Raw genomic sequence first — 26,551 nt, forward strand, 5'->3', positions numbered from 1 at the left:
GCGGTAGCGCATGCAAAAGACGGATGCCGGGGTGCGCGCTAAGCTTCCCGGATGCGCCTGACCCACTGGATCGACGGCAAAGCACGCGAGACGGCCAATGGCCGCTCGCAACCGGTTTTCGATCCGGCCAGCGCCCGGCCGTTCGCCGAGGTCGCCCAGGGCGACGCCACCGATGTCGATGCGGCTGTGGAGGCAGCACGTGCGGCTTTCCCGACATGGTCCGCCCTGCCAAACAGCGCCCGCGCCCGTTGGCTCGAAAAACTGGCCGATGCGCTGGAGTCGCGGCTGGAGGCGTTCGCCCAGGCCGAATCGCGGGATGGCGGCAAGCCCATCAAGCTTGCGCGCGAAGTCGAGATCCCGCGTGCCATCAGCAACCTGCGCTTTTTCGCACATGCCGCGACCCAGTTCGCCAGCGAGTCCCACCACGGGGAGGCCGGCCTCAACTACACCCTGCGCCCGCCATTGGGCGTGGTGGCGACCATCTCGCCCTGGAACCTGCCGCTCTACCTGTTGACCTGGAAGATCGCGCCGGCGCTTGCGGCCGGCAACACCGTGGTGGCCAAGCCGTCGGAGATCACCCCGGTGACGGCGACGATGCTGGCGGAGCTCGCGGCCGGGATTGGCTTCCCGCCGGGCGTGCTCAACATCGTCCACGGCCTCGGGCCCGAGGTCGGCGAACCGCTGGTACTGCATCCTGCGGTCAAGGCGGTGTCGTTCACCGGCAGTACCGCAGTGGGACGCCGCATCGCCGGTCTGGCGGCGCCGCTGCTGAAGAAGGTCTCGCTCGAGCTGGGCGGCAAGAACCCGACCCTGGTATTCGCGGACAGCGACTGGCGCGATCATCTGGACACCCTCGTGCGGTCGGCATTCCAGAACTCCGGGCAGATTTGCCTGTGCGGCTCGCGGATGCTGGTGGAACGCCGCATCCAGGTCGAGTTCCGCGAGGCGCTGGTCGAACGCGCGACCGCCCTGCGCATCGGCGACCCGATCGACGAGGACACGCAGCTCGGCCCACTGGTCTCGCAGGCGCATTTCGACAAGGTGGTCTCCGCGATCGCGCGCGCACGCGACGAGGGCGGACGCGTGCTGTGCGGCGGCACCGTGGTCGACCGGCCGGGCTGGTTTGTCGCTCCCACCGTCATCGAGGGGCTCGGGCCGGACTGTGCCAGCAACCGCGAGGAGATCTTCGGGCCGGTCGTGACGCTGCAGCCGTTCGACGATGACGACGAGGCGCTCGCGCTCGCCAATGCCGGCGACTACGGGCTGGCCGCCTCGGTCTGGACCCGCGACCTCAACCGCGCCCACCGGCTGGCCCGCGACCTGCGCGCCGGCATGGTCTGGATCAACACCTGGCTGCAGCGCGACCTGCGCACGCCGTTCGGCGGCACCGGCACATCGGGGCTGGGCCGCGAAGGCGGCGCCGAAGCGATGCGATTCTTCACCGACGCCAAGAACGTCGGCCTACGACTGGACTGAGACACGATGCCTTCACTTTCCGAACTTCTTCGCCATAACCGCGAATGGGCCGACCGGGTCAGCGCCGAGGATCCCGGCTTCTTCGAACGGCTGTCGCGCCAGCAGGCACCCGAGTACCTCTGGATCGGCTGCAGCGATTCACGCGTGCCGGCCAACCAGATCATCGACCGCGCACCCGGTGAGGTGTTCGTCCACCGCAACATCGCCAACGTCGTCGTGCACACCGACCTCAACTGCCTGTCGGTGATCCAGTTCGCGGTCGACGTGCTGAAGGTCAAGCACATCCTGGTGGTGGGCCACTACGGCTGTGGTGGCGTGCACGCAGCGCTGCACGGGCGCCGCCTTGGGCTGTCGGACAACTGGATCCGGCATGTCGCCGACGTTGCCGAGCAGCACAGCGACGCGCTGTGCAACTTCAACGACGACGAGCTGCGGCACGACCGCCTGTGCGAGCTCAACGTGCTCGAGCAGGTGGTCAACGTCTGCCACACCACCGTCGTGCGCGATGCCTGGACGCGCGGGCAGTCGCTGGCCGTGCACGGCTGGGTCTACACCCTGCGCGACGGCCGGGTCCACGACCTGGGCATCGACGTTAACGCGTCCGAGCGGTTGCCCGGGAAGTACGCCGACGCCCTCGCCCGGATCCGCGTGGACAAGGAGGACCGCTGACATGTCCGGCGGCATCCGCGCCAGCGCGGCGCCACGGCCGGTCGGCGCGTATCCGCACGCGCGGCGGGTCGGCAACCTGCTGTTCCTGTCCGGCATCGGCCCGCGTGACCCCGCCACCAACGCCATCGCCGGCAACGTGCATGACGCCGAGGGCCGGCTGGTCGCCCACGACATAGGTGCCCAGGCCCACGCCGTGTTCGCGAACGTGCGCGCAGTGCTCGAGGCCAGCGGCGCGCGCTGGGAGGACCTGGTGGACGTCACCGTCTACCTCACCGACATGGCGGGCGACTTCGCCGGCTACAACGCGGTGTGGGCGCAGTATTTCCCCGACATCGACGCCGCCCCGTGCCGCACCACCCTGGGCATCGACGCGCTGCCGACGCCGATCGCCATCGAGCTCAAGTGCGTCGCCGCCCTGCCCGCCTGACGGAGAACCGCCATGCCGCTGCCCACCCCGATTGACCTGCAGGCCTGGATCGAGGAACACCGTGACCTGCTCAAGCCGCCGGTCGGCAACAAGTGCATCGTCGACGACGACTACATCGTGATGATCGTCGGTGGCCCCAACGCCCGGACCGATTACCACTGGGAGGAAGGCCCGGAGTTCTTCCACCAGCTGGAAGGCGAGATGGTCCTGCGCATCCAGGAGGACGGCAAACCGCGCGACGTGCGCATCCGCGCCGGCGAGATGTTCTACCTCCCGCCGCGGGTGCCGCACAGCCCGCAGCGGATGCCCGGGTCGGTCGGGCTCGTGATCGAGCGCAAACGCCTGGCGCACGAGGACGATGCGCTGATGTGGTTCTGCATCAACTGCAACCACAAGCTCTACGAGGAAACCTTCCACCTGGTCGACATCGAGCAGGACTTCTTCCGGGTGTTCGAGAACTTCTACCGCGACGAGGCCCTGCGCACCTGCGCCCACTGCGGCACCCTGAACCCACGGCCGTCGCGCTACGAGCTGGACGCCGACTCGCAGGCCGACATCACCTAGCGCCCTGCTCGCCCGCCCACCCGACGCTCCGGCATGATGTGACGATGCTCAAGATCGATACCCACGCCCATTACCTGCCACGCGACTGGCCCGACCTGGCGCGCAAGTACGGCGAGAACCGCTTCCCGGTGATCCACCACACCGAGGATGGCCGGCACCGCATCTACAAGGACGGCAAGTTCTTCCGCGAGATCTGGTCCAAGACCTGGGACCCGCAGGAGCGCATCGACGACTACGCCCGCTACGGCGTGCAGGTCCAGGTACTGAGTACGGTGCCGGTGATGTTCTGCTACTGGGCTCGGCCGCACCACGCGCTGGAGCTGCACCAGGCGCTCAACGACCACATGGCGCAGACCTGCCGCGACCACCCGCGGCATTACGCCGGCATCGGCACCGTGCCGCTGCAGTCACCGCGGCTGGCGACCCAGGAGCTGGAGCGCTGCATGGACCAGCTGGGCCTGCAGGGCGTGCAGATTGGCAGCCACGTCGGCCTGGCCGACGGTGGCAACTGGAACCTCGACGCGCCGGAGCTGTTCGGGTTTTTCGAGGCCGCCAGCGAACTCGGCGCGGCCATCCTGGTCCACCCGTGGGACATGATGGGCACCGACACCATGCCCAAGTACTGGCTGCCGTGGCTGGTCGGGATGCCGGCCGAGCAATCGCGCGCGGCCTGCTCGCTGGTCTTCGGCGGGGTATTGGAGCGGCTGCCGAAGCTCAAGATCTGCCTGGCCCATGGCGGCGGCTCGTTCCCGTACACCATCGGCCGCATCGAGCACGGCTTCAACATGCGCCCGGACCTGGTCGCCACCGACAATCCGCGCAACCCGCGCGAGTACCTGCAGCGGCTCTACTTCGATTCCTGGGTGGCCGACCGTGCCGCGCTGCGCTACCTGCTCGACACCTGCGGCGTGGACCGGGTGATGCTGGGCACCGACTACCCGTTCCCGCTGGGCGAGCAGGCGCCCGGCGCCGGCATCGATGCGCTGGAACTGAATGCCGGCCAGCAAGCGCGGCTGTTCCACGGCACCGCGCTGGAGTGGCTTGGCCTGCCGACGTCCCGCTTCGCCTGACACCCTGCCCCACAAAGGACCCCATCCGAAGTGACCAATCCGTACTCGCTCGACCACGCCCGCTCGCTCGATGCGACCGACCCGTTGCCCACGCGCCGCGCCGAGTTCCACGTGCCCCGGCACGATGACGCCGACCAGGCCTATTTCGTCGGCAACTCGCTCGGGCTGCAGCCGCGCGGCACCCGCGCCCAGGTCGAAGACGTGCTGGACAAGTGGTCGATGGAGGCGGTGGAGGGTCATTTCCGCGGGCACTCGCAGTGGCTGAGCTACCACGGGCTGATGCGCGAGCCACTCGCCCGGCTGGTCGGGGCGAAGCCGCTGGAAGTGGTCGCGATGAATTCGCTGACCGCCAACCTGCACCTGATGATGGTCAGCTTCTACCGCCCGACCGCCGAGCGGCCGGCGATCCTGATCGAGGCCGGTGCGTTCCCGTCGGACCGGTACGCGGTGGCTTCGCAGATCGCCTTCCACGGTTTCGACCCGGACACCGACCTGATCGAACTGGAGCCCGACCTGCCCGGTGGCCTGTTCTCGATGGAGGCGATCACAGCCGCCATCGAAACGCACGGCCACCGGCTCGCGCTGGTGCTGTGGCCGGGCGTCCAGTACCGCACCGGCCAGTCGTTCGACCTGCGCGAGGTCACCCGGCTCGCGCATGCCCAGGGCGCGCGCTGCGGCCTGGACCTCGCCCACGCGGCCGGCAACATCGAGTTGTCGTTGCATGACGACGGCGCCGACTTCGCGGTCTGGTGCCACTACAAGTACCTCAACAGTGGGCCGGGGGCGGTCGCCGGCTGTTTCGTCCACGAGCGCCATGCGCACAGTGGCGTGCAGCGGTTCGCCGGCTGGTGGGGCCACGAGCCGGCCAGTCGTTTCCGCATGGGCCCCGACTTCGTCCCGTCCGAGGGCGCCGATGGCTGGCAGCTGAGCAACCCGCCGATCCTGGGCCTTGCGCCGCTGCGCGCCTCGCTTGACCAGTTCGACGCGGTTGGCATGCCTGCCCTGCGCCAGAAATCGCTGCGGCTGACCGGCTATTTGCAGCAGTTGATCGACGAACGCCTGGCCGACACCCTCGAGGTGGTGACCCCGCGCGACCCGGCACAGCGCGGCTGCCAGTTGTCGATCCGCGTGCGCGGCGGGCGTGAGCAGGGCCGCGCACTGTTCGGCCACCTCGCCGCGCACGGCGTGCTGGGCGACTGGCGCGAGCCGGACGTGATCCGCATCTCGCCGGCACCGCTGTACAACACCTTCGAGGACGTGTTCCGCTTCGCCCATGCCGTCGAAGCCTGGCGCGATGCCGGGCGCTAGCCCCATGACCACCGATCCGGGAAGAGGTCCGCTCCGTTGAACCCACCGAACGACAGGCACCTCACCATCATCGGCGCCGGCCTGGCCGGTGCCGTGCTCGCCACCCTGCTCGCCCGCCGCGGCTGGGACGTCGAGGTCTACGAGAAGCGCGACGACCCGCGCAAGCGCGACCTCGAGCGCGGCCGGTCGATCAATCTCGCGCTCGCCGAGCGCGGCCGCAATGCGCTGCGCCAGGCCGGGGCCGACGAAGCGGTGATGGCGCAGGCGGTGATGATGCGGGGACGCATGGTGCACTTCGCCGACGGCCGCACCGACCTGCAGCGCTACGGTCGCGACGACAGCGAAGTGATCTGGTCGGTCCACCGCGGCGAACTCAACCGGATCCTGCTCGACATCGCCGAGCGCGCCGGCGCCAGGCTCCACTTCGACCTCGGCCTGCAGTCCGTCGACTTCGACAACCGGATCGCCCATTACGGTGGCCGGGACGGCCAGTCGCGCGCGATCCCGTTCCGCACCCTGATTGGTGCCGACGGTGCCGGTTCCTCGCTGCGCCAGGCCATGGCGGCGGAGACCGACCTGCGCGAGCGCAGCGACTTCCTCGACCACTCCTACAAGGAACTCGAGATTCCGCCATCGCCCGGCGGCGACTTCCTGATCGAGCCCAACGCACTGCACATCTGGCCCCGCGGCCGCTACATGTGCATCGCGCTGCCCAATGACGAGCAGACGTTCACCGTCACCCTGTTCCTGCCCAACGCGGCCGACCCCGAGGCCGGCGTGCCGGGCTTCGACACCATCCGCACCGGCGCCGACGCGCGTGCGCTGTTCGACCGCGAGTTCCCCGACGCTTCGGCGCTGATCCCGCGGCTGGAGCAGGACTTCGACGGCAACCCGACGGGCGTGCTCGGCACGCTGTACCTGGATCGTTGGCACCTGGACGGGCGCGCCGTGCTGGTCGGCGACGCCGCGCATGCCATGGTGCCGTTCCACGGCCAGGGCATGAACTGCGCGTTCGAGGACTGCGTCGCGCTGGCCGAACACCTGGACCGGACCGCTGACCGCGCCACCGCATTCGCCGCATTCCAGGCCGAGCGCCTGCCCAACGCCCGCGCGATCCAGCACATGGCGCTGGAGAACTACCTGGAGATGCGCGACCGGGTCGACGACGATGATTACCTGATCCAGCGCGCACTCGAACGTTTGCTGGCCGAGCGCCATCCCGACCGCTTCGTGCCCCGCTACGCGATGGTCACGTTCCGGCACATTCCGTACGCGGTGGCGCTGGAGCGCGGCAACATCCAGCGCGAGCTGCTGGTGGAGCTGACCCGCGGCCACCAGCGCCTGGATACGCTGGACTGGGATTCGGTGGACGCAGCCGTGCGCGCGCGCCTGGCGTCGTTGCCCGGGGACGACCGGCCCGCATGATGCCGGGCACGCCCGCGCACGCCCTGCCGTAGCCCAACCGAACCCGCCCATGCCCGCCAGCTTCCTGTTCTACGACCTCGAGACCTTCGGCGCCGACCCGCGCGGCAGCCGGGTCGCCCAGTTCGCGGCAATCCGCACCGACACCGACCTCAACCAGGTCGAAGAGCCGATCAGCATCTTCGTGCGCCCGGCCGACGACCTGCTGCCTTCGCCCACCGCGACCCTGATCACCGGCATCACGCCGCAACACGCCCTGAGCGAGGGCATGGCCGAGGCCCATGCGTTCGCGCTGATCTGCGAGGAGATGTCGCGGCCGGAGACCTGCAGCCTCGGCTACAACTCGCTGCGGTTCGACGACGAGTTCGTGCGGCACGGGCTGTTCCGCAACTTCTTCGACGTCTACGAGCGCGAATGGCGCGGCGGCAACTCGCGCTGGGACCTGCTGGATGTGCTCCGCTTCGCGCACGCCCTGCGCCCCGAAGGTCTGGCCTGGCCCACACGCGAGGACGGCGCGACGTCGTTCCGGCTCGAGCACCTGGCGGAGGCCAACTGCGTCCGCGAGGGTGATGCCCACGAGGCGCTGTCGGATGTGCGCGCCCTGATCGGCCTGGCGCGCAAGCTCAAGGCTGCCCAGCCGCGGCTATGGGACTACGCGCTGCGCCTGCGCGACAAGCGGTTCGCCGCGAGCCTGCTCGACACCGTGGCGATGACCCCGGTGCTGCACATCTCGCAGCGGTTCCCGGCCAGTCGTCTGTGCGCGGCGCCGATGGTGCCGATTGCCCGCCACCCGCACATCGACAATCGGGTGGTCGCGTTCGACCTGGGCCAGGACCCCGGCCCGTTGCTGGCGTTGGATGCCGAAGCAATCGCCGCACGGCTGTACGTGCGCAGCACAGACCTGCCCGAGGGCGTCGAGCGCATTGGCCTGAAGGAGATCCACCTCAACCGGAGCCCGGCTTTGTCGGCCTGGAACCACCTGCGCCCGGCTGATTTCGCCAGGCTGGGCATCGACGCGGCGTTGGCCGAAAGCCGCGCCGCAACGATCCGCGACGCCGGCCCGGACCTGGCCGAAAAGGTCCGCCAGGTGTTCGCGCGCAATCGCGAACACACCCCCGGCGATCCGGACGGGAGCCTGTACGACGGCTTCATCGACGGCGCCGACAAGCGCCTGCTCCCGCAGGTACGCGCGACCGCGCCCGAAGCGCTGGGCGGGGCGAACTTTGGGTTCCGCGACGCCCGCCTGCACGAACTGCTGTTCCGGTACCGCGCCCGCAACTGGCCGGAGACCCTGTCCCCCACCGAGCGTGCGCGGTGGAACGACTACCGCCGCAGGCGCCTGCGCGATGACGCTGCCGGCGCCGAGTACGGTTTTGCGCGGTTCGACGCCGAGCTGGCCGAACTCCGGACCCTCCACGCCGGCAATCCCGCAAGCCTGGCCCTGCTGGGCGAGATCGAGGCGTGGCGCGGCGACATCGAGCGCAGCCTGGCTTGATCCACGACAGTTCAACGTCAGGCATGCACGGCTAGGATAGGCGCCATGTCCACGTACTTCAGCGACAGGTCGTTCCGGTTCCTGCGGGCGCTGGCGCGCAACAACAACCGGACTTGGTTCCACGCGCACAAGACCGACTTCGAGGCCCATGTCCGGGCACCGTTCCAGCAGTTGCTGACCGACCTGCAACCCATCATTGCCGGCATCAGCCCACACTACCGGTCCGACCCGCGGACAGTGGGCGGGTCGATGTTCCGCATCCAGCGCGACACGCGCTTCGCCAACGACAAATCGCCGTACAAAGGCTGGCAGGGCGCGCGGGTTTTCCACGAGCGGCGCCGGCAGGTCGCCGCGCCATCGTTCTACATCCACCTGCAGCCGGGCGAATGTTTCGTCGGCGCCGGCCTGTGGCACCCGGAGACGCCTACCGTGCGCCGGGTCCGGCATTTCATCGTGGACAATCCGGCCGGCTGGAAAGCCGCGGCCCACGGCACCCGTCTGCGCCGGCGGTTCCGCCACGACGACAGCGAGATGCTCGTACGCATGCCGGCGGGGTTCCCGTCCGATTTCGAGTTTGCCGACGACCTGCGGCGCAAGAACTTCGCCGCGTTGCGTCCGCTGGGCGACGACGCGATGACCGGTCCCCGCCTGTTGGCAACGCTGCGGAGCGACCTCGAAACGCTCGCCCCGTTTGTCGACTACCTGTGTGCGTCGCTGGACCTGGAGTTCTGAATGAAGAAGTGGCTCGCCCTCCCCGTCCTCGCCCTCGCGTTGCTGCTCGCCTACGTCGTTGCCGGCCCGTTCCTGGCCTACAACGGCATCCGCGACGCCGTGCAGGCCCAGGACACCGGCGCGCTGGCGCGCCACGTGGACTTCCCGGTGTTGCGTGCCAACCTCAAGGCGCAGGTCGACGACTACGTGGTCCGTCGTGCCGGCCCCGACGCCCAGGCGAGCCTGTTCGGCGTCGTCGCGGTGCGTATCGCCAGTGGACTGGCGGGTGGCGCGGTCGACACCATGGTCACGCCAGCCGGGATCGGGGCGCTGCTGCAGGGGCGCGCGGTGTGGCACCGCGCCAGTGGCGGTGGCGTCACCGGCAACACCTATGAGCACGCGTCGCCGGGTGATCCGTTGCGCGAACCCGATTACGGATTCGATTCCCCGTCGCGCTTTACCGCCACCGTCGAGGACCGTAACGGCGAGCCGGTCACGTTCGTGCTGACGCGCGACGGCCTGCAGTGGAAGCTCACCGACATCCGGCTGCCGATCAGCGCGGTCGACTGATCACCCCGGCGTCAGCCGGTCGGCTTGCCCACCGGCAGGACCGGATTGGCGATGCCGTGCGGGACGTGGCCGGCGGTCACCAGCCCACGGGCCGACTCGATGTTGTGCTCGGAGTCGTCGAAGAAGATGTCGGCCCCGAACGCGTCCAGGAACGGGCCTTTCGGCCGGCCACCGAGGAACAGCGCCTCGTCCAGCCGGATGCCCCATTCGCGCAGCGTCCGGATCACCCGCTCGTGTGCAGGCACCGACCGTGCAGTGACCAGCGCGGTACGGATCGGCGACGCCTCGCCGATCGGGAATGCCGCCTGCAGCCGGTGCAGTGCGTCCAGGAACCCGCGGAACGGCCCACCGGAAAGTGGCTCACCTGCGCGCGTGCGCTCGTGCTCGGCAAAGGCCTCCAGCCCACCCTCGCGCGATACCCGCTCGCCCTCGTCGTCGAAAATGACGGCGTCACCATCGAACGCGATCCGCAACTGGTCATGCCGATGCTGCGGCGCCTTGGCCGGCAACAGCGTGGCCGCCGCGACCCCCGCTGCCAGCGCGCTGCGCACGTCCTCTGCATGGGTCGACAGGAACAGGTCGGCACCGAACGGGCGGATGTAAGGAAAAGGCGGAGCGCCATTACTGAACGCGGCACGCCGGATCGAGAGGCCGTGGTGGGCGATGGAATTGAAGATGCGCAGCCCGGTGTCGGCCGAGTTGCGCGAGATCAGGATCACCTCGACCCGCGGCGCATCAGGCGGTGACCCGTCGTTGAGGCCCAGCAGTTTGCGCACCAGCGGGAAGGCCACGCCCGGTTCAAGCAGGTCGTCCTCGTGGCTGCGCTGGAACGCGGCGTAGGCATCGAGGCCCTCACGCTCGAACAGCGTGTGGCTGTCCTCGAGGTCGAACAGGGTGCGCGAAGAGATCGCGACAATCAGCGGATCGGCTTGTGCGTCGGGCATGGAGCCATTCTGCAGGATCGCGGTCTCGTGGGATGAGAACGGTGTGCGTGTGGTGCGTTTTGGGGGTTGGTGGGGATGGGGTGCGCGGGGGCCCGGGCCGGGTAGCCCGCAAAGTCGCTCCCCGATACTCGCTTGGTTTGCGGGCTACCCGCCCCGCGCCTTCAACATTCGGGGTGGTTGTAGGAGCGGCTTCAGCCGCGATCGTGGATTGGCGGCAGCATCCAACTATCCAGATCGCGGCTGAAGCCGCTCCTACAAGATCGCGGGGACGTCGGAGGCGGCCTTCGGGCAGGCCGATCACCAAGCGAGTATCGGGGAGCGACTGATCGGCCTGCCCGGAGGCCGCTCGCGCGCATCCACGCGCTCTTCAGTCGCAAACCCGCGAAAGCTCCATCCGACCGCTATCCGCTAGTGAACTGCTCCGCCAGGATCCGGTCCTCGAGGTTGTGCTCGGGGTCGAACAGCAGCGTCACCGTGCGGTCGTGCGACTCGCGGATGGTCACTTCCACCACGTCGCGAACCTCGTGCGAATCGGCGGTTGCGCTGACCGGCCGCTTGTACGGATCAAGCACGCGGAACCGGACCTCGGTGTCGGCCTTCAGCACGGCGCCGCGCCAGCGCCGGGGCCGGAACGCAGCGATCGGGGTCAGTGCCATCACGTTGGCCCCCAGGGGCAGGATCGGCCCGTGGGCAGAGAAGTTGTACGCCGTACTGCCGGCGGGCGAAGCGACCAGGACGCCGTCGCAGATCAGCTCGTCCAACCGGATCTGGCCGTTGAGCGCGATCGACAGGTGCGCCGCCTGGCGCGTCTGCCGCAGCAACGAGACCTCGTTGTAGGCGAGCGAGCCGACGCTGGCACCGGATTCGGTTTCCGCCAGCATCTCCAAGGGGCGCAGGACCGCGGGCTCGGCGGCATGGATTCGCTCGAGCAGGCCGTCAAGCGCCAAGTGGTTCATCAGGAACCCGACGGTCCCCAGCTTCATGCCATACACCGGCTTGCCGAGGCCGCCGTGGCGGTGCAGCGTCTGCAGCATGAAGCCGTCGCCACCCAGGGCAACCAGTACCTCGGCATCCTCGGGCGGCACGTCGCCGTGCCGGTCGACCAGCTTGGCGCAGGCGGCCTGGGCGTCGTCGGCGGTACTTGCCAGGAAGGCGATGCGGGGCGTCGCGGTCATCGGCGGCTCCGGTGTCGGTCGCAGCAGGATAACGCGGCCGCGCGACGGGCGAAAAAAAAGCGCGGCGGCGAATGATCGCCGCCGCGCCCGTGGACCGCTTGGACGTCAGGCGCCGGCGCTGGCCACCTGCGCCAGCCGGCGCACCACCACCGATACCGTCGGGTAGTCGAGCGTCTTCTGGTTCTGCAGTTCGGCCAGCATCGCCTGGGTGAACCGCAGCGTGGCGTCGTCGCGCTTCAGCCAGGCGTCGACCCGGTCGTCAGCCGACTTCTTTCCGCCGCCGGCGAGGATCTGCCCGACCAGCGCCCGCTGCTGGGCACCCAGCTCGTCGCGCAGGGCGCCACGCGCCAGCGCCTGCCAGCGCCCGTCGACCGGCAGCGACTCGATCTGCTCGTACAGCCACGGCAGCTGCAGTGCGGCACCCAGCCCGAAGTAGGCGCGGGCCACGTCCACCGGCGACAGCTTTCGGGCGTGGGCGATCTCGACGATGTCGCAGCCGAACTCCAGCAGCGGCAAGGCAGCGAGCTGCTCTGCGAGGGCGCCGGGTACGCCCTTGGACTTCCAGTCCTCCAGACTTGCGGCAAAGACCTCGCGCCGCACCTCCGACATGGTCTGCGGCAGAGATTCGCGCACCGCCTTCAGGCCATCGCCGTAACGCGCCATCGCGGCCGTGATCTCCGGCATCGCACCCGGACGCGACAGCAGCCAGCGCGACATCGAGCGCATCAGCTGCCAGATCGTCTGCAGCGCGTCGATCTGCACCGCCTCGGCCACCTTGCCGTCGAGGGCGTCGATCTGCGCCCACAGGCCGCGTGCGTCGATCGCCTCGCGCGCGATCGTGTACGCCTCGGCCACTTCGCCGGCGCTGCGGCCGGTGTCTTCCTGCATGCGCAGGGTGAAAGTGGCCCCCATGCGGTTGACCATCGAGTTGGTCACCGCGGTGGCGATGATCTCGCGCTTCAGGCGGTGGTTCTCCATCGCCTTCGCGTACTTGGCCTGCAGCGGACCGGGGAAGTAACGCACCAGTTCCTTGGACAGGTACGGATCCTCGGGCACGTCGGAGTCGACCAGCTGCTGGAACAGCACCAACTTGCTGTAGGACAGCAGCACCGCCAGCTCCGGCCGCGTCAAGCCCTGCCCGCGCGCCTTGCGCTCGGCGATCTCGGCGTCCGACGGCAGGTACTCGATCTGGCGGTCCAGCAGCCCCTGCGACTCCAGCGTGCGGATGAAATGCTGCTTGGAGCCCAGCCGCGGCACCGACATCCGCTCCATCAGGCTGATCGCCTGGTTCTGGCGGTAGTTGTCGATCAGCACCAGCTGCTCGACTTCGTCGGTCATCGCCGCCAGCAGCTTGTTGCGCTCGGCCAGCTTCAGCTTGCCCGCCTGCACCTGCGAGTTGAGCAGGATCTTGATGTTCACCTCGTGGTCTGAGGTGTCCACGCCGGCGGAGTTGTCGATGAAGTCGGCATTCAGCAACACGCCATTGTGGGCGGCCTCGATGCGGCCCAGCTGGGTGAAGCCCAGGTTGCCGCCCTCACCCACCACCCGACAGCGCAGGTCGCGGCCGTCTACCCGCAGCGCGTTGTTGGCGCGGTCACCAACCTCGGCGTGGGTTTCGGTGCTGCCCTTGACGTAGGTGCCGATGCCGCCATTCCAGACCAGGTCCACCGGCGACTTCAGGATCGCGCTCATGAGTTCGGCCGGGCTCATCGCCGAGACCGAGTCGTCGATACCGAGCACCTCGCGCACCTGCGGGCTGATCCGGATCGACTTGGCGCTGCGCGGGAAAACGCCGCCACCCTGGCTGATCAGCGAGGCGTCGTAGTCCTCCCAGCTCGAGCGCGGCAGCTTGAACAGCCGCAGGCGCTCCTTGTACGAGCGTGCGGCTTCGGGGTTGGGGTCGAGGAAGATGTGGCGGTGGTCGAACGCGGCCACCAGGCGGATGTGTTTGCTCAGCAACATGCCGTTGCCGAACACGTCGCCGGACATGTCGCCGATGCCGACCGCGGTGAAGTCCTGCTTCTGGGTGTCGTGGCCAAGCGCACGGAAGTGGCGCTTGACCGACTCCCACGCCCCCTTGGCGGTGATGCCCATGCCCTTGTGGTCATAGCCGACCGAGCCACCCGACGCGAACGCGTCGTCGAGCCAGTAACCATGCTCGCGGGCAATCGCGTTGGCGATGTCGGAGAACTTCGCCGTGCCCTTGTCGGCCGCCACCACCAGGTACGGGTCGTCCTGGTCGTGCCGGACCACGTTGGCCGGATGGACGACCTTGCCGTCCACCAGGTTGTCGGTGATGTCCAGCAGGCCGTTGATGAACATCTGGTAGCACGCCACGCCCTCGGCCTGGATCGCGTCGCGGTCACCGCTGGCCGGCGGCTTCTTGCTGATGAAGCCGCCCTTCGAGCCGACCGGCACGATCACGGTGTTCTTCACCATCTGCGCCTTCACCAGGCCCAGCACCTCGGTACGGAAGTCTTCGCGGCGGTCCGACCAGCGCAGGCCGCCACGGGCGACCGGGCCGAAACGCAGGTGGATGCCCTCCACGCGCGGGCCGTAGACGTAGATCTCGCGGTACGGACGCGGCTTGGGCAGGTCCGGCACCTCGGCCGAGTCGAACTTGTAGCTGACGTAGCCCTTGTGCGTACCGTCGTCACCTTGCTGGTAGTAGCTGGTGCGCAGGGTCGCTTCGATCACGCCGATGAAGCTGCGCAGGATGCGGTCCTCGTCGAGGCTGGACACGCGGTCGAGCAGGCTCATCAGGGTGTTGCGGGTGGCCGCGATCTGCACGTCACGCTTGCCGGTGCGCGAGGCGATCACCGGCTCCAGTGCGCCCATCAGCACCTCGTCGCCGGCAACCAGCCGCGCAAACTGGCTGCGCAGGCGCTCCATGCCGGCCTTCACCTCGGCCTTGCCCTCGCGGCCGGTGGTCGGGTCGAAGCGCGCCTCGAACAGCTCGACCATCAGGCGCGCGAGCACCGGATAGCGGTTGAAGGTTTCCTCGACATAGCTCTGCGAGAACGGCACGCCCACCTGCTGCAGGTATTTGCTGTAGGCCCGCAGCATGGCGACCTGGCGCCACGACAGGCCGGCACCGAGGATCAGCCGGTTGAAGCCGTCGTTCTCGGCGTCGCCGTGCCAGATCCGGGCGAAGGCGTTCTCGAAGTCCTCGTCGACATCGGCGATGTCGGCGTCGGGGTTGCTGGTCTCGACCTCGAAGTCCTGGATGTACATCAGGTTGCTGTGGGCGTAGAGCCGGTACGGATGCTCGGAGACCACCCGGAGGCCCATGTTCTCCATCATCGGCAACGCATCCGACAGCGCGATGTCCTCGTTCTGCCGGTAGAACTTGAAGCGCAGGCCGCCGGCGCCGGGGCGCACGCGCGACAGGCTCAGCCGGAGGTCTTCCGGGCCGGTCAGGGCGGCCAGGTGCTCGACGTCGTCGGCCGCAATCGCGACGGTGACGTCCTCGATGTAACCGGCCGGCAACGCGCGGCCGAAGCCGTTGGCCAGCGCCAGGCCCTGCTGCTCGCCGTGGCGCTCGACCAGCAACTCGCGCAGGTCGTCGCGCCAGTTGCGCACGATCTCGGCCAGCTCGGCCTCGATCGCGGCGTTGTCGACCTGGATCGCCTCGCCCGACTTCGGCCGCACCAGCAGGTGCAGCTGCGCGAGCGGCGACTCGCCCAGGACCACGGTGGTGTCGACATGCTCGCCGTGCAACACGCGCTTGAGCATCGCCTCGATGCGCAGGCGCACGTCCGTGTTGAAGCGGTCGCGCGGGATGTAGACCAGCCCCGAGAAGAACCGGCCGTAGCGGTCACGGCGCAGGAACAGCTTGCTGCGCACACGCTCCTGCAGGCCGAGGATGCCGGTACTGGTGCGCAGCAGCTCGTCTCCGGTGGACTGGAACAGCTCGTCGCGCGGCAGCGTCTCCAGGATGTGGCGCAGGGCCTTGCCGCTGTGGCTGTCGGCCGGCAGGCCGGACTTCTCCATCACGTAGTTGTGGCGCTCGCGCACCAGCGGGATGTCCCACGGGCGGCGGCTGTAGGCGCTGGAGGTGTACAGGCCGAGGAAGCGGTCCTCGCGCACCGGCTTGCCGTCCTTGTCGAACGTGAGCACGCCGATGTAGTCCATGTAGCCCGGGCGGTGCACGGTGGCGCGCGCGTTGGTCTTGGTCAGGATCAGCGCGTCGACCGCGCCCGATTGCGGCATGTAGTGCGCGGCCAGCGAAGACAACGGCCGCGGCTTGCGCTCGTCGGTGCCGCTGAGCAGGCCCAGGCCGGACCCTTCGACCGCCGACAGCACCTCCTCGCCTCCCTTCTTGACGACCTCGTACTGGCGGTAGCCCAGGAAAGTGAAGTGGTTATCCGCGGCCCAGCGCAGGAACTCCTGCGCCTCGCGGCGGCCGGCCTCGGTCACCGGCAGGCGGCGCTCGGCGATGTGCTCGGACACCTCCAGCATGCGCCCCCGCATCTCCGACCAGTCGCGCACGATCGCCCGCACGTCGGCCAGTACCGCCTCCACCGCCTTCTGCACCTTCGACATGGTCTCCGCGTCGAGGCGGTCGATCTCCAGGTGCATCAGCGACTCGGGCTCGCCCTCGCCCACCGACAAAAGCTTGCCGGCCTTGTCGCGCTTGATCGCCACCACCGGGTGGCCCAGCACATGCACACCGATGTCCTGCTCGGTCAGCGCCATGGTCACCGAGTCGACCAGGAACGGCATGTCGTCGTTGACGATCTGCAGCACCGTGTGCGGCGACTCCCAACCATGGGTGGCGCGGCTCGGGTTGAACAGGCGCGCCCGCGCGGTGCCCGGCTTGCGGGTACGGGCGAAGTCGAGGAAGTCGCTCGCCAGCGCGGCCCATCCTTCGGGCGTGTGCTTGGGCAGCTCGTCCTCACCCATGCGCTTGTAGAACGCCTGCGAGAACGCCTCGCCCTCCGCGTGCCGCGCCTTGGGCAGCCGCTTGCGGATCACGTCGATGATGGGCTTGAGCGACACCGCGTCGCTCCGGGTCGTGCTCGCGCCGGACGCTGCCGGTGCCTTCCTGCGGGCGGGGGATTTGCTCGCAACCGGCTTGGCTGCGCGTGCGGGGGCTTTGGGTTTGGTGCTCATGTGAACGGATCGTCCAAAAGAGAGGCCCACGCTTTCACGCAGGCCACGACAGGGTTCAGTGGATAGGCAGGGTCACGCCTGCCACGCGCGGGCACCCGGAATGGGCCCCCGCGCCGCGGGCGACGATCGGGATATCGCGGCGATCGCAGCCGCGCTGCACATGGCAGGCGGCGGCAAAGCGGCAACCGGGGATGGGCATCTCAGCGCAGCCCGGTCTCGTTACGGGCGATGACCAGGCGCTGGATCTCGCTGGTGCCCTCGTAGATCTCGGTGATCTTGGCGTCGCGGAAGTAGCGCTCGATCGGCATTTCCTTGGAATAGCCCATCCCGCCGTGGATCTGCAGCGCCTGGTGGGTGATCCACATCGCCGCTTCCGAGGCGGTCAGCTTGGCGATCGCGGCCTCGTTGCTGAAGCGCGCGCCGCCGTTCTCGAACTGCCCCTTCTGCCACGCCGCGCGCAGCGTAAGCAGCAGCGAGGCGTCGAGCTTGCACTTCATGTCGGCGATCTTGGCCTGGGTCATCTGGAACGCGCCGATCGGCTGGCCGAAGGCCTTGCGCTCCTTCACGTATTCCAGCGTGGCCTCGTAAGCGGCGCGTGCGATGCCGATGGCCTGGCTGGCGATGCCGATGCGGCCGGCGTCGAGCACGCTCATCGCGATCTTGAAGCCCTCGCCTTCCTGGCCGAGCACCTCGTCGGCCTTGACCACGTAGTCGTTGAACTCGATTTCGCAGGTGGCAGAGGCGCGGATGCCGAGCTTGGGCTCGGTCTTGCCGCGGCCGAACCCGTCACGCGTGGTGTCGATCAGGAAGGCGGTGATGCCGCGCGCGCCCTTGTCGGCGTCGGTCATCGCGAACAGCACGATGTACTTGGCCACCGGGCCGGAGGTGATCCAGCTCTTCTTGCCATTGACCACGAAGCTGCCGTCGTCCTGCTTCACGGCCTTGCAGCGCATCGCTGTGGCGTCGGAACCGGACTGCGGCTCGGTCAGCGCGAACGCGCCGATTTCCTTGCCCTCGGCAATTGCCCGCACGTAGAGCTGCTTCTGCTCCTCGGTACCGAACTTCAGGATGCCGTTGCAGAACAGCGAGTTGTTGACCGACACGATGGTGGAGTGCGCGGCGTCGGCGGCGGCGATCTCCACCATCGCCAGCACGTAGGAGATCGGGTCCATGCCGGCACCGCCGTACTCGGTCGGGACCTCGATGCCCATCAGGCCGTTCTCGCCGAGGGTGCGGATGTTCTCCAGCGGGAACTCACCGGTCCGGTCGTGGTGCTCGGCGCTCGGGGCGATCTTCTCCTGCGCGATGCGGCGCGCCACGTCCTGAATCATCAACTGCTCTTCGGTGAAGCGAAAATCCACGTCGGCACCTCGGTTATCGCGGAAGTTGGTCTGCAAGTCGTCGCTGCAGCCGGGCAATTGTATCCCTGCGCACCGGTTTACCGAACCCGCCGCGCTTGACCGTGGTGGGCCGGACGGACAGACTTATCGCTGTATCGCGATAGGTGCATGAACGCACCGGAGGCTTGCATGGATCTCGAAGGCTGGTCGTCACGCCTCAAGGTGTTCGCCGACGCGACCCGCGTCCGGCTGCTGGCCCTGCTGGAGCGGGAGGAGCTGACCGTCGCCGAACTCTCGGCCATCACCCGGCTGGCGCAGCCGCGTGTATCCACCCACCTGGCGCGGCTCAAGGACGCCGGGCTGGTCAGGGACCGCCGCTCAGGGGTGTCGGCGTATTACCGGTTCGACGAAGCCGCCCTCGACGGCCCCCAGCACTCACTCTGGAAGACCCTGCGCGAGGGTAGCGACGACCCGTTGCTGCGTCAGGACGCCGAGCGCGTGCCCGGCGTCCTGGCGATGCGCGCGGCCGACCAGAACTGGGCCGATTCGGTCGCCGGCGACATGGAGCGCCACTACTCCCCCGGCCGCACCTGGGAGGCCATGGCGCGCTCGGCGCTGCCGCTGCTCGAGCCCGGCGACGTGCTCGACATCGCTTCGGGCGACGGCGTGCTGGCCGAACTGCTCGCGCCCCACTCGCACCGCTACGTCTGCCTTGATTCGAGCACCAAGGTCGTGCTCGCCGCCTCCGAGCGGCTGCGCAAGCTCAAGAACGTCGAGGTGCGCGAGGGCGACATGCACGCGCTGCCGTTCGAGGACGGCCACTTCGACCTGGTGGTGCTGATGCACGCACTGACCTATGCCGGCGAGCCCGCCCGCGCGGTGGCCGAAGCCGCGCGGGTGCTGCGCCCGGGTGGACGGCTGCTGCTCACCAGCCTGGCCCGCCACGAGCACCGCTCGGTGGTCGAGTCGTACGGGCACGTCAACCTGGGCTTCAGCGAGAAGCAACTGCAGAAGTTCGCCACCCGCGGCGGGTTCGAGATCCTCAGTTGCGAGACCGTTACCCGCGAGCGGCGTCCGCCGCACTTCGAGGTCATCGCGCTCATCGCCCGCAAGACCGCGGCGAGGGCCGCCCAGTGAGCGCCGGCCCCGTGGACACCCTGCCCTGGCTGGCCCCGCGGCGGGCCGAGGCCCTGCTTCAGGCCCTGGCCGAGCGCATCCTCGTAATCGATGGCGCGATGGGCACGATGATCCAGCAGCACGAGCTGGCCGAAGCCGATTACCGCGGCAAGCGTTTCGCAGAAGGATTCGACCCCGCGCATGCACCCGAGGGCCATGCGCACGGCCCCGGCTGCGGCTGCGCGCACGACCAGCGTGGCAACAACGACCTGCTCAGCCTGACGCGACCGGACATCATCCGCGCGATCCACGCCGGCTACCTGGCCGCCGGTGCCGACCTGGTCGAGACCAACACGTTCAACTCGACCACCATCTCGCTGGCCGATTACGGCCTGCAGCATCTGGCACGCGAACTCAACGAGACCGGCGCGCGGCTGGCACGCGAGGCCTGCGATGCCGCTCAAGCCGAGACGCCCGACAAGCCCCGCTTCGTCATCGGCGTGCTCGGGCCGACCAGCCGCACCGCCTCGCTCAGCCCCGACGTCAACCGGCCCGGCTTCCGCGCGATCGACTTCGACCAGCTCCGCGAGGCCTACCGCGAAGCCGCCGATGGCCTGATCGACGGGGGCGCCGACATCCTGATGGTCGAGACCGTGTTCGACACCCTCAACGCCAAGGCCGCGTTGTTCGCCATCGCCGAGGTCTTCGACGCGCGCGGCGCCCGACTTCCGGTGATGGTGTCGGGGACCATCACCGACGCGTCCGGACGTACGCTCTCGGGCCAGACCGCCGAGGCCTTCTGGTACTCGCTCCGCCACGCACGGCCGGTCGCGATCGGCCTGAACTGCGCACTCGGCGCGAAGGACCTGCGCGCACACGTCGATGTGCTCTCGCGCGTCGCCGACACCCATGTCAGTACCCACCCCAATGCCGGCCTGCCGAACGCCTTCGGCGGCTACGACGAGACCCCCGAAGACATGGCCACGGTGCTGCGCGAGTTTGCCGAAGCCGGGCTGCTCAACCTCGTCGGGGGGTGTTGCGGGACCACGCCGGCTCACATCGCCGCGATAGCCGACGCCGTCGCCGGGTTGCCTCCGCGGGCACCGCCGCAACTGGAGGAAGCCGTCGCATGACCACCGTGCTCGCCCGCCAGACCCGCCTCAGCGGCCTCGAGCCGCTGCAGATCACGCCCGAAAGCAATTTCATCAACGTCGGCGAACGCACCAACGTCACCGGCAGCGCGCAGTTCCGCAAGCTGATCAAGGACGGCCGGTTCGATGAGGCGGTCGCCGTCGCGCGGCAACAGGTCGAGAACGGCGCGCAGGTGCTTGACGTCAACATGGACGAGGGCCTGCTCGACTCCGAGAAGGCGATGGTCGACTACCTCAACCTGATCGCCGCCGAGCCCGACATCGCGCGCGTGCCGGTGATGGTGGACAGCTCCAAGTGGAGCGTGATCGAGGCTGGGCTGAAGTGCCTGCAGGGCAAGGGCATCGTCAACTCGATCTCGATGAAGGAGGGCGAGGCGGAATTCCTGCGCCAGGCACGCCTGGTCCGCCGCTATGGTGCGGCGGTGGTGGTCATGGCGTTCGACGAGGAAGGCCAGGCGGACACCGCCGAGCGCAAGGTCGAGATCTGCACGCGCGCGTACAAGCTGCTGACCACGCAGGTCGGGTTCCCGCCCGAGGACATCATCTTCGACCCCAACGTGTTCGCGATCGCCACCGGCATCGACGAGCACAACGACTACGGCGTGGCCTTCATCGAAGCGACCCGGGAGATCCGGCGGCGGTTCCCGCAGAGCCACGTGTCCGGCGGCGTGTCCAACGTCAGCTTCTCGTTCCGCGGCAACGAGACCGTGCGCCAGGCGATCCACACGGTGTTCCTGTACCACGCGATCCGCGCCGGCATGGACATGGGCATCGTCAATGCCGGTGCCCTGCCCCTCTACGACGACCTCGACGCCGAACTGCGCGAGGCGGTCGAGGACGTGGTGCTCAACCGCAATCCCGAGGCGACCGAGACCCTGCTGGCGCTGGCCGAGCGCTACCGCGGCAGGAAGGGCGAGAAGAAGGTCGAGGACCTGGCCTGGCGCCAGCAGCCGGTACGCGCTCGCATCAGCCACTCGCTGGTCCATGGGATCGACCAGTACATCATCGAGGACACCGAGGAGGCCCGCGCCGGGGCGTCGCGCCCGCTGGACGTGATCGAAGGCCCGCTGATGGACGGCATGAACGTGGTCGGCGACCTGTTCGGCGCCGGCAAGATGTTCCTGCCGCAGGTCGTCAAGTCGGCGCGCGTCATGAAGAAGGCCGTCGCCCACCTGCTGCCCTACATCGAGGCCGAAAAGCTGCGCACCGGCGACACCGGCAAATCCAACGGCAAGATCGTGATGGCAACGGTCAAGGGCGATGTCCACGACATCGGCAAGAACATCGTCGGCGTGGTGCTGGCCTGCAACAACTTCGAGGTGATCGACCTCGGGGTGATGGTACCGGCGCAGAAGATCCTCGACACCGCCAAGGCGGAGAACGCCGACCTGATCGGCCTGTCGGGCCTGATTACGCCGTCGCTGGAGGAGATGAGCCACGTCGCCCGCGAGATGCAGCGCCAGGGCTTCACCCTGCCGCTGCTGATCGGTGGCGCCACGACTTCGCGCGCGCACACCGCGCTGAAGATCGACCCGCACTACAAGTCCGCCACCATCTGGGTGAAGGACGCCTCGCGCGCGGTCGGCGTGGCGCAGTCGCTGATCAGCATCGAGCTGCGCGACGCGTTCGTCGCGGCCAATGCTTCCGACTACGCCGAGATCCGCGAGCGCCACCGCAACCGCGATGGCGGCAAGCGCCTGGCGTCGCTGGCGCACGCCCGTGGCCAGCGGTTCGAGGGTGGCTGGGACGACTACGAGCCGCCGACCCCGGCAAAGCCCGGGCTGCATGTGTTCGACGACTACCCGCTGGCGGAGCTGGTCGACCTGATCGACTGGACCCCGTTCTTCCAGGCCTGGGAGCTGCACGGCCGCTACCCGGCGATCCTCACCGACGAAGTGGTGGGTCCGCAGGCGAGCGAGCTGTTCCGCGATGCCAAGGCGATGCTGCAACGCATCGTCGAGGACAAATGGCTCACGGCACGGGCGGTGTTCGGCCTGTGGCCGGCCAACAGCCACGGAGACGATGTCGTTGCCCAGGTCGACGGCTGTCCGGTAACTCTGCACTTCCTGCGCCAGCAGGCGGACAAGCCACCCGAGCGCCCGGACTTCTGCCTGGCCGACTTCATCGCCCCGGCCGACAGCAGTCGCCAAGACTGGATCGGCGCCTTTGCGGTCACCGCCGGCATCGGGATCGAGGAGCACGTCCGGCGGTTCGAGGCCGACCACGACGACTACAACGCGATCCTGCTCAAGGCGCTGGCCGACCGGCTCGCCGAAACCATGGCCGAACGGATCCACCAGCGCGTGCGAACGGAGTTCTGGGGTTACGCGACCGACGAAACACTCGACACCGAGGCGCTGATCGAAGAAAAGTACCGCGGGATCCGCCCGGCTCCCGGCTACCCCGCATGCCCGGAGCACAGCGAGAAGGCGACGATCTTCCGCCTGCTCGATGCCGAAGCGAAGGTCGGCATCCGCCTTACCGACCACTTCGCGATGACCCCTGCCGCGGCGGTGTCGGGATACTACTTCAGCCACCCGCGCAGCCAGTACTTCGTGGTCGGCCGGGTGTCCAAGGAACAGGCGGCCGACTACGCGCGGCGCAAGGGCGTGTCACTCGCGCAGGCGGAGCGCTGGCTGGCATCCAACCTCGACTACGACCCGGACTAGGCCCGCGCCGGTCCAGGGACTACCAGACCAGGTCGTCGGGTACCTGGTACTTCGGATCCGCGTAGGGGTCCTCCGCGGCCGGTGCATCCGGGTCGACCCTGAGCGCGATCGCAGGCGGGAAGACCTCCGCCGCCTGCGCCAGCAGTTCCGCGGTCACCAGCAGGTAGCGGCCGTCCATCTGCAGCACGCCCAGTTCGCCCGCGTTGAGTGCCTTGAGCTGGTCTGCCGTCACATGGATGCGCTTGATCTTCCCGCCGTACGGGAAATGCCGGGCGATGTCGGCTTCGGCGGCATTGAGCGACTTGTCCTTTACCAGTTCCGCCAGGCGTGCACGCGCTTCCCGCCGCAGGCGGGCTTCTTCCTGCCTGGCCTTCTCGGCGGCGATGCGTTCGTCCTTCTCGCGCTGGGCGCGGATCGCGTAGGCCTTGGCAAGGTCGATCTCCTCGCGCGAGCGGGCCGGACCGGGGCCACGACGCTTGTGTCCAGCAGGTCCCTTGCCGGCGCCTGTGCGCGGCGGATCGGCGCGCTTGGCCGACGAGCCCGGCTTGCCGCCGTCCCGGCGTTCGTTCGGCTTGCCGCCGCGCCGGTTCGAATCGTTCTTGCGGGGCTCGGGCGCGGGCTTGAAGCCCAGTCCGAGCAACTGGTTGCGTAGGGAATCGGTCATTTGATGCTGTCGCCGCCGTGGAGCTGCCGGCTCTCAATAATGGGGAGGGGGTGGCTCGAGCGCCGGATCGGCCATCTGCGGCCCCGCCGCAAGGGAGGTGCGCAGTTGCCTGAGCTCCTCCAGCGCGCGCCGCAGCAACAGCGTGTTGCGGGCTTCCTCGTCGCGCGCGGCCGCCAGGGCATCGCTCAGCTCACCGAGCGCGTGTTCCTGGAAGGCCACCCGCATTTCAAGGTCGACGAGGCGCTGCTCGGTGTCACTGCTCATTGATTGCCCCGTCTGGAGTGCCCGGCAGGTCTGTGCCGGCCGGGCTTGGTGGTTATTCGGTCGGCTGCTTGACGATGTCCTGCAGCTCGACCTCGAACACCAGCACCTGGTTCGGGCCGATCGGGCCACCCGGCGTGCCCTGCTCGCCATAACCCAGCTCGCTCGGGATCCAGAACCTGTACTTGCTGCCGACCGGCATCAGCGCGATGCCCTCCTGCCAGCCCGGGACCACCTGCCGCAGTGCAAACACAGCCGGCTCGTTGCGTTCGTAGGAGCTGTCGAAGGTCTCGCCGTCCAGCAGCGTGCCCTTGTAGTGCACGCGGACCATGTCGTCGGCGGTCGGCCGCGGGCCGTCACCCTGGGTGATGACCTGGTACTGCAGGCCGGATTCGGTGGTCTCCACCCCGTCCTTGTCCTTGTTGGCGGCCAAGAACGCGTCGCCGGCTTCCTTGTTCTTCTTGGCGGCGGCCATCATCTCGGCGATGCGCTCGGCCTGGATCCGCTGCGCGAACGCCTCGCGCACCTGGTTGACCTGCTCCTCGGTCATCAGCGAGTCCTTGCCGGCCAGGCCCGATTCCAGCGCGTCGAGCAGTACTTTCGTGTCCAGCTCGTCCTTGACCTCTTCCAGCGAACGGGCCACGTCGCGGCCGATCATGTAGCTGACCTGCTCCTTCTCGGTGGGCAGGCCGTCGATCTTGACGGCACCGTCGGTCGCCGCGGCTTCTTCACCGGCCGGCTCCGCGGCTTTGTCGGCATCGCCCTGGTTGCAGGCCGACAGCCCGAGGGACATGACGACGGCGAGGGCCAGCACGGCAGTGGCGCGGGGGAACTGGGTCATTCGGGGAACTCCTTGGAAAGGGGCGCGCCGCCTCGGCGGCGCAGCCCGTCACTTTGCGGAGACGATCATGAACGGCTCGTCGACGCGTCGCATGATGGTCGGGAACGGGTGTTACTGGACGATGGCCTGCAGTTCGACATCGAACACGAGGGTCGCATTCGGGCCGATCTTGCCGTCGCCGCCGCCCTTGGCCCCGTAGGCCAGGTCGCCGGGGATCCAGAACCGGTACTTGGCACCGACGGGCATCATGGCCACGCCTTCGGTCCAGCCGGCGATGACCTGGCCCAGCCCGAACTCGGTCGCTTCGCCGCGCGCGTAGGAACTGTCGAAGACGGTGCCGTCCAGCAGCCGACCCTCGTAGTTCACGCGCACCCGGCTGTTGGCCGTGGGACGCGGGCCGGAGCCCTGCCGCAGCACCGAGTACTGCAGCCCCGACGGCGTGGTGAAGACACCCTTGTTCTGCTTGTTGGCGGCAAGGAACTCCGCGCCCTTGGCGCGGTTGGTTTCACCCTCGGCACGCGCACGCTCCAGCATCTGGCCACGCACCCGCTCGCCGAATGCGGCGCGGGTGGCGCTCATCGCGGCCTCGTCCATCAGCAGGCCGGTACCGGCGAACGTGGCGCGGACACCCTGCAGCAGCACGGGCAACTCAAGCTCATCCTTGATCGGCACCAGCGAGCGGCCGACGTCGGCGCCGACCAGGTGGCCCACCTTCCTGCGATCCACGTCGGGCACCTTGGCATTAGCCGGTGCGCGACCGGCACGCGAGGCGATGCGCATCATCAGGGCCTCGCCCACGGCCGGCACTTCGCTCTCGGCGATCAAAGGCTCGCCACCTGCGAAGGCGTTGCGGATCGCGCTCTCGAAGGCGGCAAGGTCGATGTCCGGCCCCGCGGCCTCGATCGAACGGGCCACGTCGTGACCGACCATGTAGCTGACACGCGCACGCTCGGTGTCGAGCGCGGACGCTGCCTGGGCGCTGGCGACCGTGGGGGCGGCCGCGCCGGCGACCACGATGACGGCGGTCAACATCGCGGCCAGGCCGCGCGCGAAAACATTCATCCGGTACTGCTCCTGTCGGGGGATCGCCCAGGCGGGCGCAAGGGCGCCATTGTCGCGAGCAAGGCCGGCGGCGGCAATGCGCGCACATGAACCGCCGTCCCGTCACTGGCGCGTCTATGTCTTCAGTTGGGGTGCGGGTGCTTGACCTGCCGTAATCTGGTGTTATAGTCACCTACAACACCGGTCTACCAACGATCAGGAAGGTCGCCATGAACCGCAAGCTCCACAACACCTTGTTTGCCCTGACGGCCAGCGGTGCCTTGCTGGTGATGGGTCTCGTCGCCGCCGTCCCGACCGGGCCGGCCTCGGCCGCCGGCAGCCTGGCGGCCAATCCGATCTCCGCCGAGCTGAATGCGGCCGGCGCGCTGGCGACGGCCTTCGAAGCCGCCGCGGCTGAAAGCCTTGATTCCGATTCCACCACGCGCTCCACAGGGACGAAGCGCAACCGCCGGCAGACGCTTGTCATGCCGTACTTCTCATTTGTCCCGCGGGGTTGATCCC

Annotated in this window: 22 protein-coding genes; 14 read left to right on the plus strand and 8 right to left on the minus strand. The window is 68.6% G+C overall.

Annotated features, from left to right (window positions below; translation table 11 throughout):
- Positions 1-51 precede the first annotated feature (51 nt).
- Genes KOD61_RS07305 through KOD61_RS07350 form a run of 10 tightly spaced genes read left to right on the plus strand, consistent with a single transcriptional unit; the run spans position 52 to position 9,712 of the window.
- A complete protein-coding gene (locus tag KOD61_RS07305; RefSeq protein ID WP_215218071.1) occupies positions 52-1,476 on the plus strand; it encodes an aldehyde dehydrogenase in 1,425 nt (474 codons plus the stop codon).
- A 6-nt stretch (positions 1,477-1,482) separates the two neighbouring features.
- A complete protein-coding gene (can, locus tag KOD61_RS07310; protein ID WP_215218072.1) occupies positions 1,483-2,145 on the plus strand; it encodes a carbonate dehydratase in 663 nt (220 codons plus the stop codon).
- Position 2,146: 1 nt separating this feature from the next.
- Positions 2,147-2,572, plus strand: coding sequence for a RidA family protein (locus KOD61_RS07315; RefSeq protein WP_215218073.1), 426 nt, complete (start codon positions 2,147-2,149; stop codon positions 2,570-2,572).
- Between the two features lie 12 nt (positions 2,573-2,584).
- A complete protein-coding gene (locus tag KOD61_RS07320) occupies positions 2,585-3,136 on the plus strand; it encodes a 3-hydroxyanthranilate 3,4-dioxygenase (protein ID WP_215218074.1) in 552 nt (183 codons plus the stop codon).
- A gap of 44 nt (positions 3,137-3,180) precedes the next feature.
- Positions 3,181-4,206, plus strand: coding sequence for an amidohydrolase family protein (locus tag KOD61_RS07325; RefSeq protein ID WP_215218075.1), 1,026 nt, complete (start codon positions 3,181-3,183; stop codon positions 4,204-4,206).
- A 30-nt stretch (positions 4,207-4,236) separates the two neighbouring features.
- Positions 4,237-5,514: a kynureninase gene (gene kynU / locus KOD61_RS07330; protein ID WP_215218076.1), complete on the plus strand. Its 1,278-nt coding sequence runs from the start codon at positions 4,237-4,239 to the stop codon at positions 5,512-5,514.
- Between the two features lie 36 nt (positions 5,515-5,550).
- Complete coding sequence (locus KOD61_RS07335) at positions 5,551-6,939, plus strand: FAD-dependent oxidoreductase (protein ID WP_215218077.1); 1,389 nt, start codon at positions 5,551-5,553, stop codon at positions 6,937-6,939.
- Between the two features lie 49 nt (positions 6,940-6,988).
- On the plus strand, positions 6,989-8,431 hold the full coding sequence (gene sbcB / locus KOD61_RS07340; protein ID WP_215218078.1) for an exodeoxyribonuclease I: 1,443 nt from the start codon (positions 6,989-6,991) through the stop codon (positions 8,429-8,431).
- 45 nt (positions 8,432-8,476) lie between these two features.
- A complete protein-coding gene (locus KOD61_RS07345; protein WP_215218079.1) occupies positions 8,477-9,163 on the plus strand; it encodes a DUF2461 domain-containing protein in 687 nt (228 codons plus the stop codon).
- Positions 9,164-9,712, plus strand: a complete 549-nt coding sequence (locus KOD61_RS07350; protein WP_215218080.1) for a DUF2939 domain-containing protein — start codon at positions 9,164-9,166, stop codon at positions 9,710-9,712.
- Between the two features lie 11 nt (positions 9,713-9,723).
- On the opposite strand, the gene KOD61_RS07355 is transcribed toward KOD61_RS07350, so the two are convergent.
- The 4 genes from KOD61_RS07355 to KOD61_RS07370 form a co-directional block, all read right to left on the minus strand.
- Entirely contained in the window at positions 9,724-10,656 is a 933-nt protein-coding gene (locus KOD61_RS07355) for a 5'-nucleotidase (RefSeq protein ID WP_215218081.1), read from the minus strand.
- A 401-nt stretch (positions 10,657-11,057) separates the two neighbouring features.
- Positions 11,058-11,831, minus strand: coding sequence for an NAD kinase (locus KOD61_RS07360; RefSeq protein WP_215218082.1), 774 nt, complete (start codon positions 11,829-11,831; stop codon positions 11,058-11,060).
- 105 nt (positions 11,832-11,936) lie between these two features.
- Positions 11,937-16,946, minus strand: coding sequence for an NAD-glutamate dehydrogenase (locus KOD61_RS07365; protein ID WP_215218083.1), 5,010 nt, complete (start codon positions 16,944-16,946; stop codon positions 11,937-11,939).
- Positions 16,947-17,146: 200 nt separating this feature from the next.
- The gene (locus KOD61_RS07370; protein WP_311195413.1) at positions 17,147-18,343 is read right to left on the minus strand and encodes an acyl-CoA dehydrogenase family protein; all 1,197 of its coding nucleotides are present in this window, start codon (positions 18,341-18,343) and stop codon (positions 17,147-17,149) included.
- Between the two features lie 132 nt (positions 18,344-18,475).
- On the opposite strand from KOD61_RS07370, the gene KOD61_RS07375 reads away from it, so the two are divergent.
- Genes KOD61_RS07375 through metH form a run of 3 tightly spaced genes read left to right on the plus strand, consistent with a single transcriptional unit; the run spans position 18,476 to position 23,222 of the window.
- Entirely contained in the window at positions 18,476-19,423 is a 948-nt protein-coding gene (locus tag KOD61_RS07375) for an ArsR/SmtB family transcription factor (protein WP_215218085.1), read from the plus strand.
- Positions 19,420-20,535, plus strand: coding sequence for a homocysteine S-methyltransferase family protein (locus KOD61_RS07380; protein ID WP_251370545.1), 1,116 nt, complete (start codon positions 19,420-19,422; stop codon positions 20,533-20,535). Before KOD61_RS07375 ends, KOD61_RS07380 begins: the two co-directional genes overlap by 4 nt.
- A complete protein-coding gene (gene metH, locus KOD61_RS07385; RefSeq protein WP_215218086.1) occupies positions 20,532-23,222 on the plus strand; it encodes a methionine synthase in 2,691 nt (896 codons plus the stop codon). The genes KOD61_RS07380 and metH overlap by 4 nt, the downstream gene beginning before the upstream one ends.
- 19 nt (positions 23,223-23,241) lie before the next feature.
- Here metH and KOD61_RS07390 read toward each other — a convergent pair whose 3' ends face one another.
- The 4 genes from KOD61_RS07390 to KOD61_RS07405 all read right to left on the minus strand — a co-directional run bounded on the left by KOD61_RS07390 (position 23,242) and on the right by KOD61_RS07405 (position 26,050).
- A complete protein-coding gene (locus tag KOD61_RS07390) occupies positions 23,242-23,886 on the minus strand; it encodes a DUF2058 domain-containing protein (RefSeq protein WP_215218087.1) in 645 nt (214 codons plus the stop codon).
- Positions 23,887-23,919: 33 nt separating this feature from the next.
- A complete protein-coding gene (locus KOD61_RS07395; RefSeq protein WP_215218088.1) occupies positions 23,920-24,150 on the minus strand; it encodes a SlyX family protein in 231 nt (76 codons plus the stop codon).
- A 52-nt stretch (positions 24,151-24,202) separates the two neighbouring features.
- On the minus strand, positions 24,203-24,988 hold the full coding sequence (locus tag KOD61_RS07400; protein WP_215218089.1) for an FKBP-type peptidyl-prolyl cis-trans isomerase: 786 nt from the start codon (positions 24,986-24,988) through the stop codon (positions 24,203-24,205).
- A gap of 111 nt (positions 24,989-25,099) precedes the next feature.
- Positions 25,100-26,050 (minus strand): FKBP-type peptidyl-prolyl cis-trans isomerase, encoded by a 951-nt coding sequence (locus tag KOD61_RS07405; protein ID WP_215218090.1) that lies wholly within the window; start codon positions 26,048-26,050, stop codon positions 25,100-25,102.
- Between the two features lie 209 nt (positions 26,051-26,259).
- Here KOD61_RS07405 and KOD61_RS07410 point away from each other — a divergent pair, with 209 nt between their 5' ends.
- Positions 26,260-26,547 carry a hypothetical protein gene (locus KOD61_RS07410; protein ID WP_215218091.1) on the plus strand — a complete coding sequence of 96 codons (288 nt, stop codon included), beginning with the start codon at positions 26,260-26,262 and terminating at the stop codon, positions 26,545-26,547.
- Positions 26,548-26,551: the final 4 nt, after the last annotated feature.

It is taken from the genome of Lysobacter luteus (assembly GCF_907164845.1).
In the GTDB taxonomy this organism is placed as follows: domain Bacteria; phylum Pseudomonadota; class Gammaproteobacteria; order Xanthomonadales; family Xanthomonadaceae; genus Novilysobacter; species Novilysobacter luteus.

Excerpts from the sequence above, each read along its gene's own strand:
- KOD61_RS07305 (WP_215218071.1), top strand. The coding sequence starts at position 52 with ATGCGCCTGACCCACTGGATCGACGGCAAAGCACGCGAGACGGCCAAT.
- can (WP_215218072.1), top strand. The coding sequence starts at position 1,483 with ATGCCTTCACTTTCCGAACTTCTTCGCCATAACCGCGAATGGGCCGAC.
- KOD61_RS07315 (WP_215218073.1), top strand. The coding sequence starts at position 2,147 with ATGTCCGGCGGCATCCGCGCCAGCGCGGCGCCACGGCCGGTCGGCGCG.
- KOD61_RS07320 (WP_215218074.1), top strand. The coding sequence starts at position 2,585 with ATGCCGCTGCCCACCCCGATTGACCTGCAGGCCTGGATCGAGGAACAC.
- KOD61_RS07325 (WP_215218075.1), top strand. The coding sequence starts at position 3,181 with ATGCTCAAGATCGATACCCACGCCCATTACCTGCCACGCGACTGGCCC.
- sbcB (WP_215218078.1), top strand. The coding sequence starts at position 6,989 with ATGCCCGCCAGCTTCCTGTTCTACGACCTCGAGACCTTCGGCGCCGAC.
- KOD61_RS07345 (WP_215218079.1), top strand. The coding sequence starts at position 8,477 with ATGTCCACGTACTTCAGCGACAGGTCGTTCCGGTTCCTGCGGGCGCTG.
- KOD61_RS07350 (WP_215218080.1), top strand. The coding sequence starts at position 9,164 with ATGAAGAAGTGGCTCGCCCTCCCCGTCCTCGCCCTCGCGTTGCTGCTC.
- KOD61_RS07355 (WP_215218081.1), bottom strand. The coding sequence starts at position 10,656 with ATGCCCGACGCACAAGCCGATCCGCTGATTGTCGCGATCTCTTCGCGC.
- KOD61_RS07360 (WP_215218082.1), bottom strand. The coding sequence starts at position 11,831 with ATGACCGCGACGCCCCGCATCGCCTTCCTGGCAAGTACCGCCGACGAC.
- KOD61_RS07365 (WP_215218083.1), bottom strand. The coding sequence starts at position 16,946 with ATGAGCACCAAACCCAAAGCCCCCGCACGCGCAGCCAAGCCGGTTGCG.
- KOD61_RS07375 (WP_215218085.1), top strand. The coding sequence starts at position 18,476 with ATGGATCTCGAAGGCTGGTCGTCACGCCTCAAGGTGTTCGCCGACGCG.
- metH (WP_215218086.1), top strand. The coding sequence starts at position 20,532 with ATGACCACCGTGCTCGCCCGCCAGACCCGCCTCAGCGGCCTCGAGCCG.
- KOD61_RS07390 (WP_215218087.1), bottom strand. The coding sequence starts at position 23,886 with ATGACCGATTCCCTACGCAACCAGTTGCTCGGACTGGGCTTCAAGCCC.
- KOD61_RS07395 (WP_215218088.1), bottom strand. The coding sequence starts at position 24,150 with ATGAGCAGTGACACCGAGCAGCGCCTCGTCGACCTTGAAATGCGGGTG.
- KOD61_RS07400 (WP_215218089.1), bottom strand. The coding sequence starts at position 24,988 with ATGACCCAGTTCCCCCGCGCCACTGCCGTGCTGGCCCTCGCCGTCGTC.
- KOD61_RS07405 (WP_215218090.1), bottom strand. The coding sequence starts at position 26,050 with ATGAATGTTTTCGCGCGCGGCCTGGCCGCGATGTTGACCGCCGTCATC.
- KOD61_RS07410 (WP_215218091.1), top strand. The coding sequence starts at position 26,260 with ATGAACCGCAAGCTCCACAACACCTTGTTTGCCCTGACGGCCAGCGGT.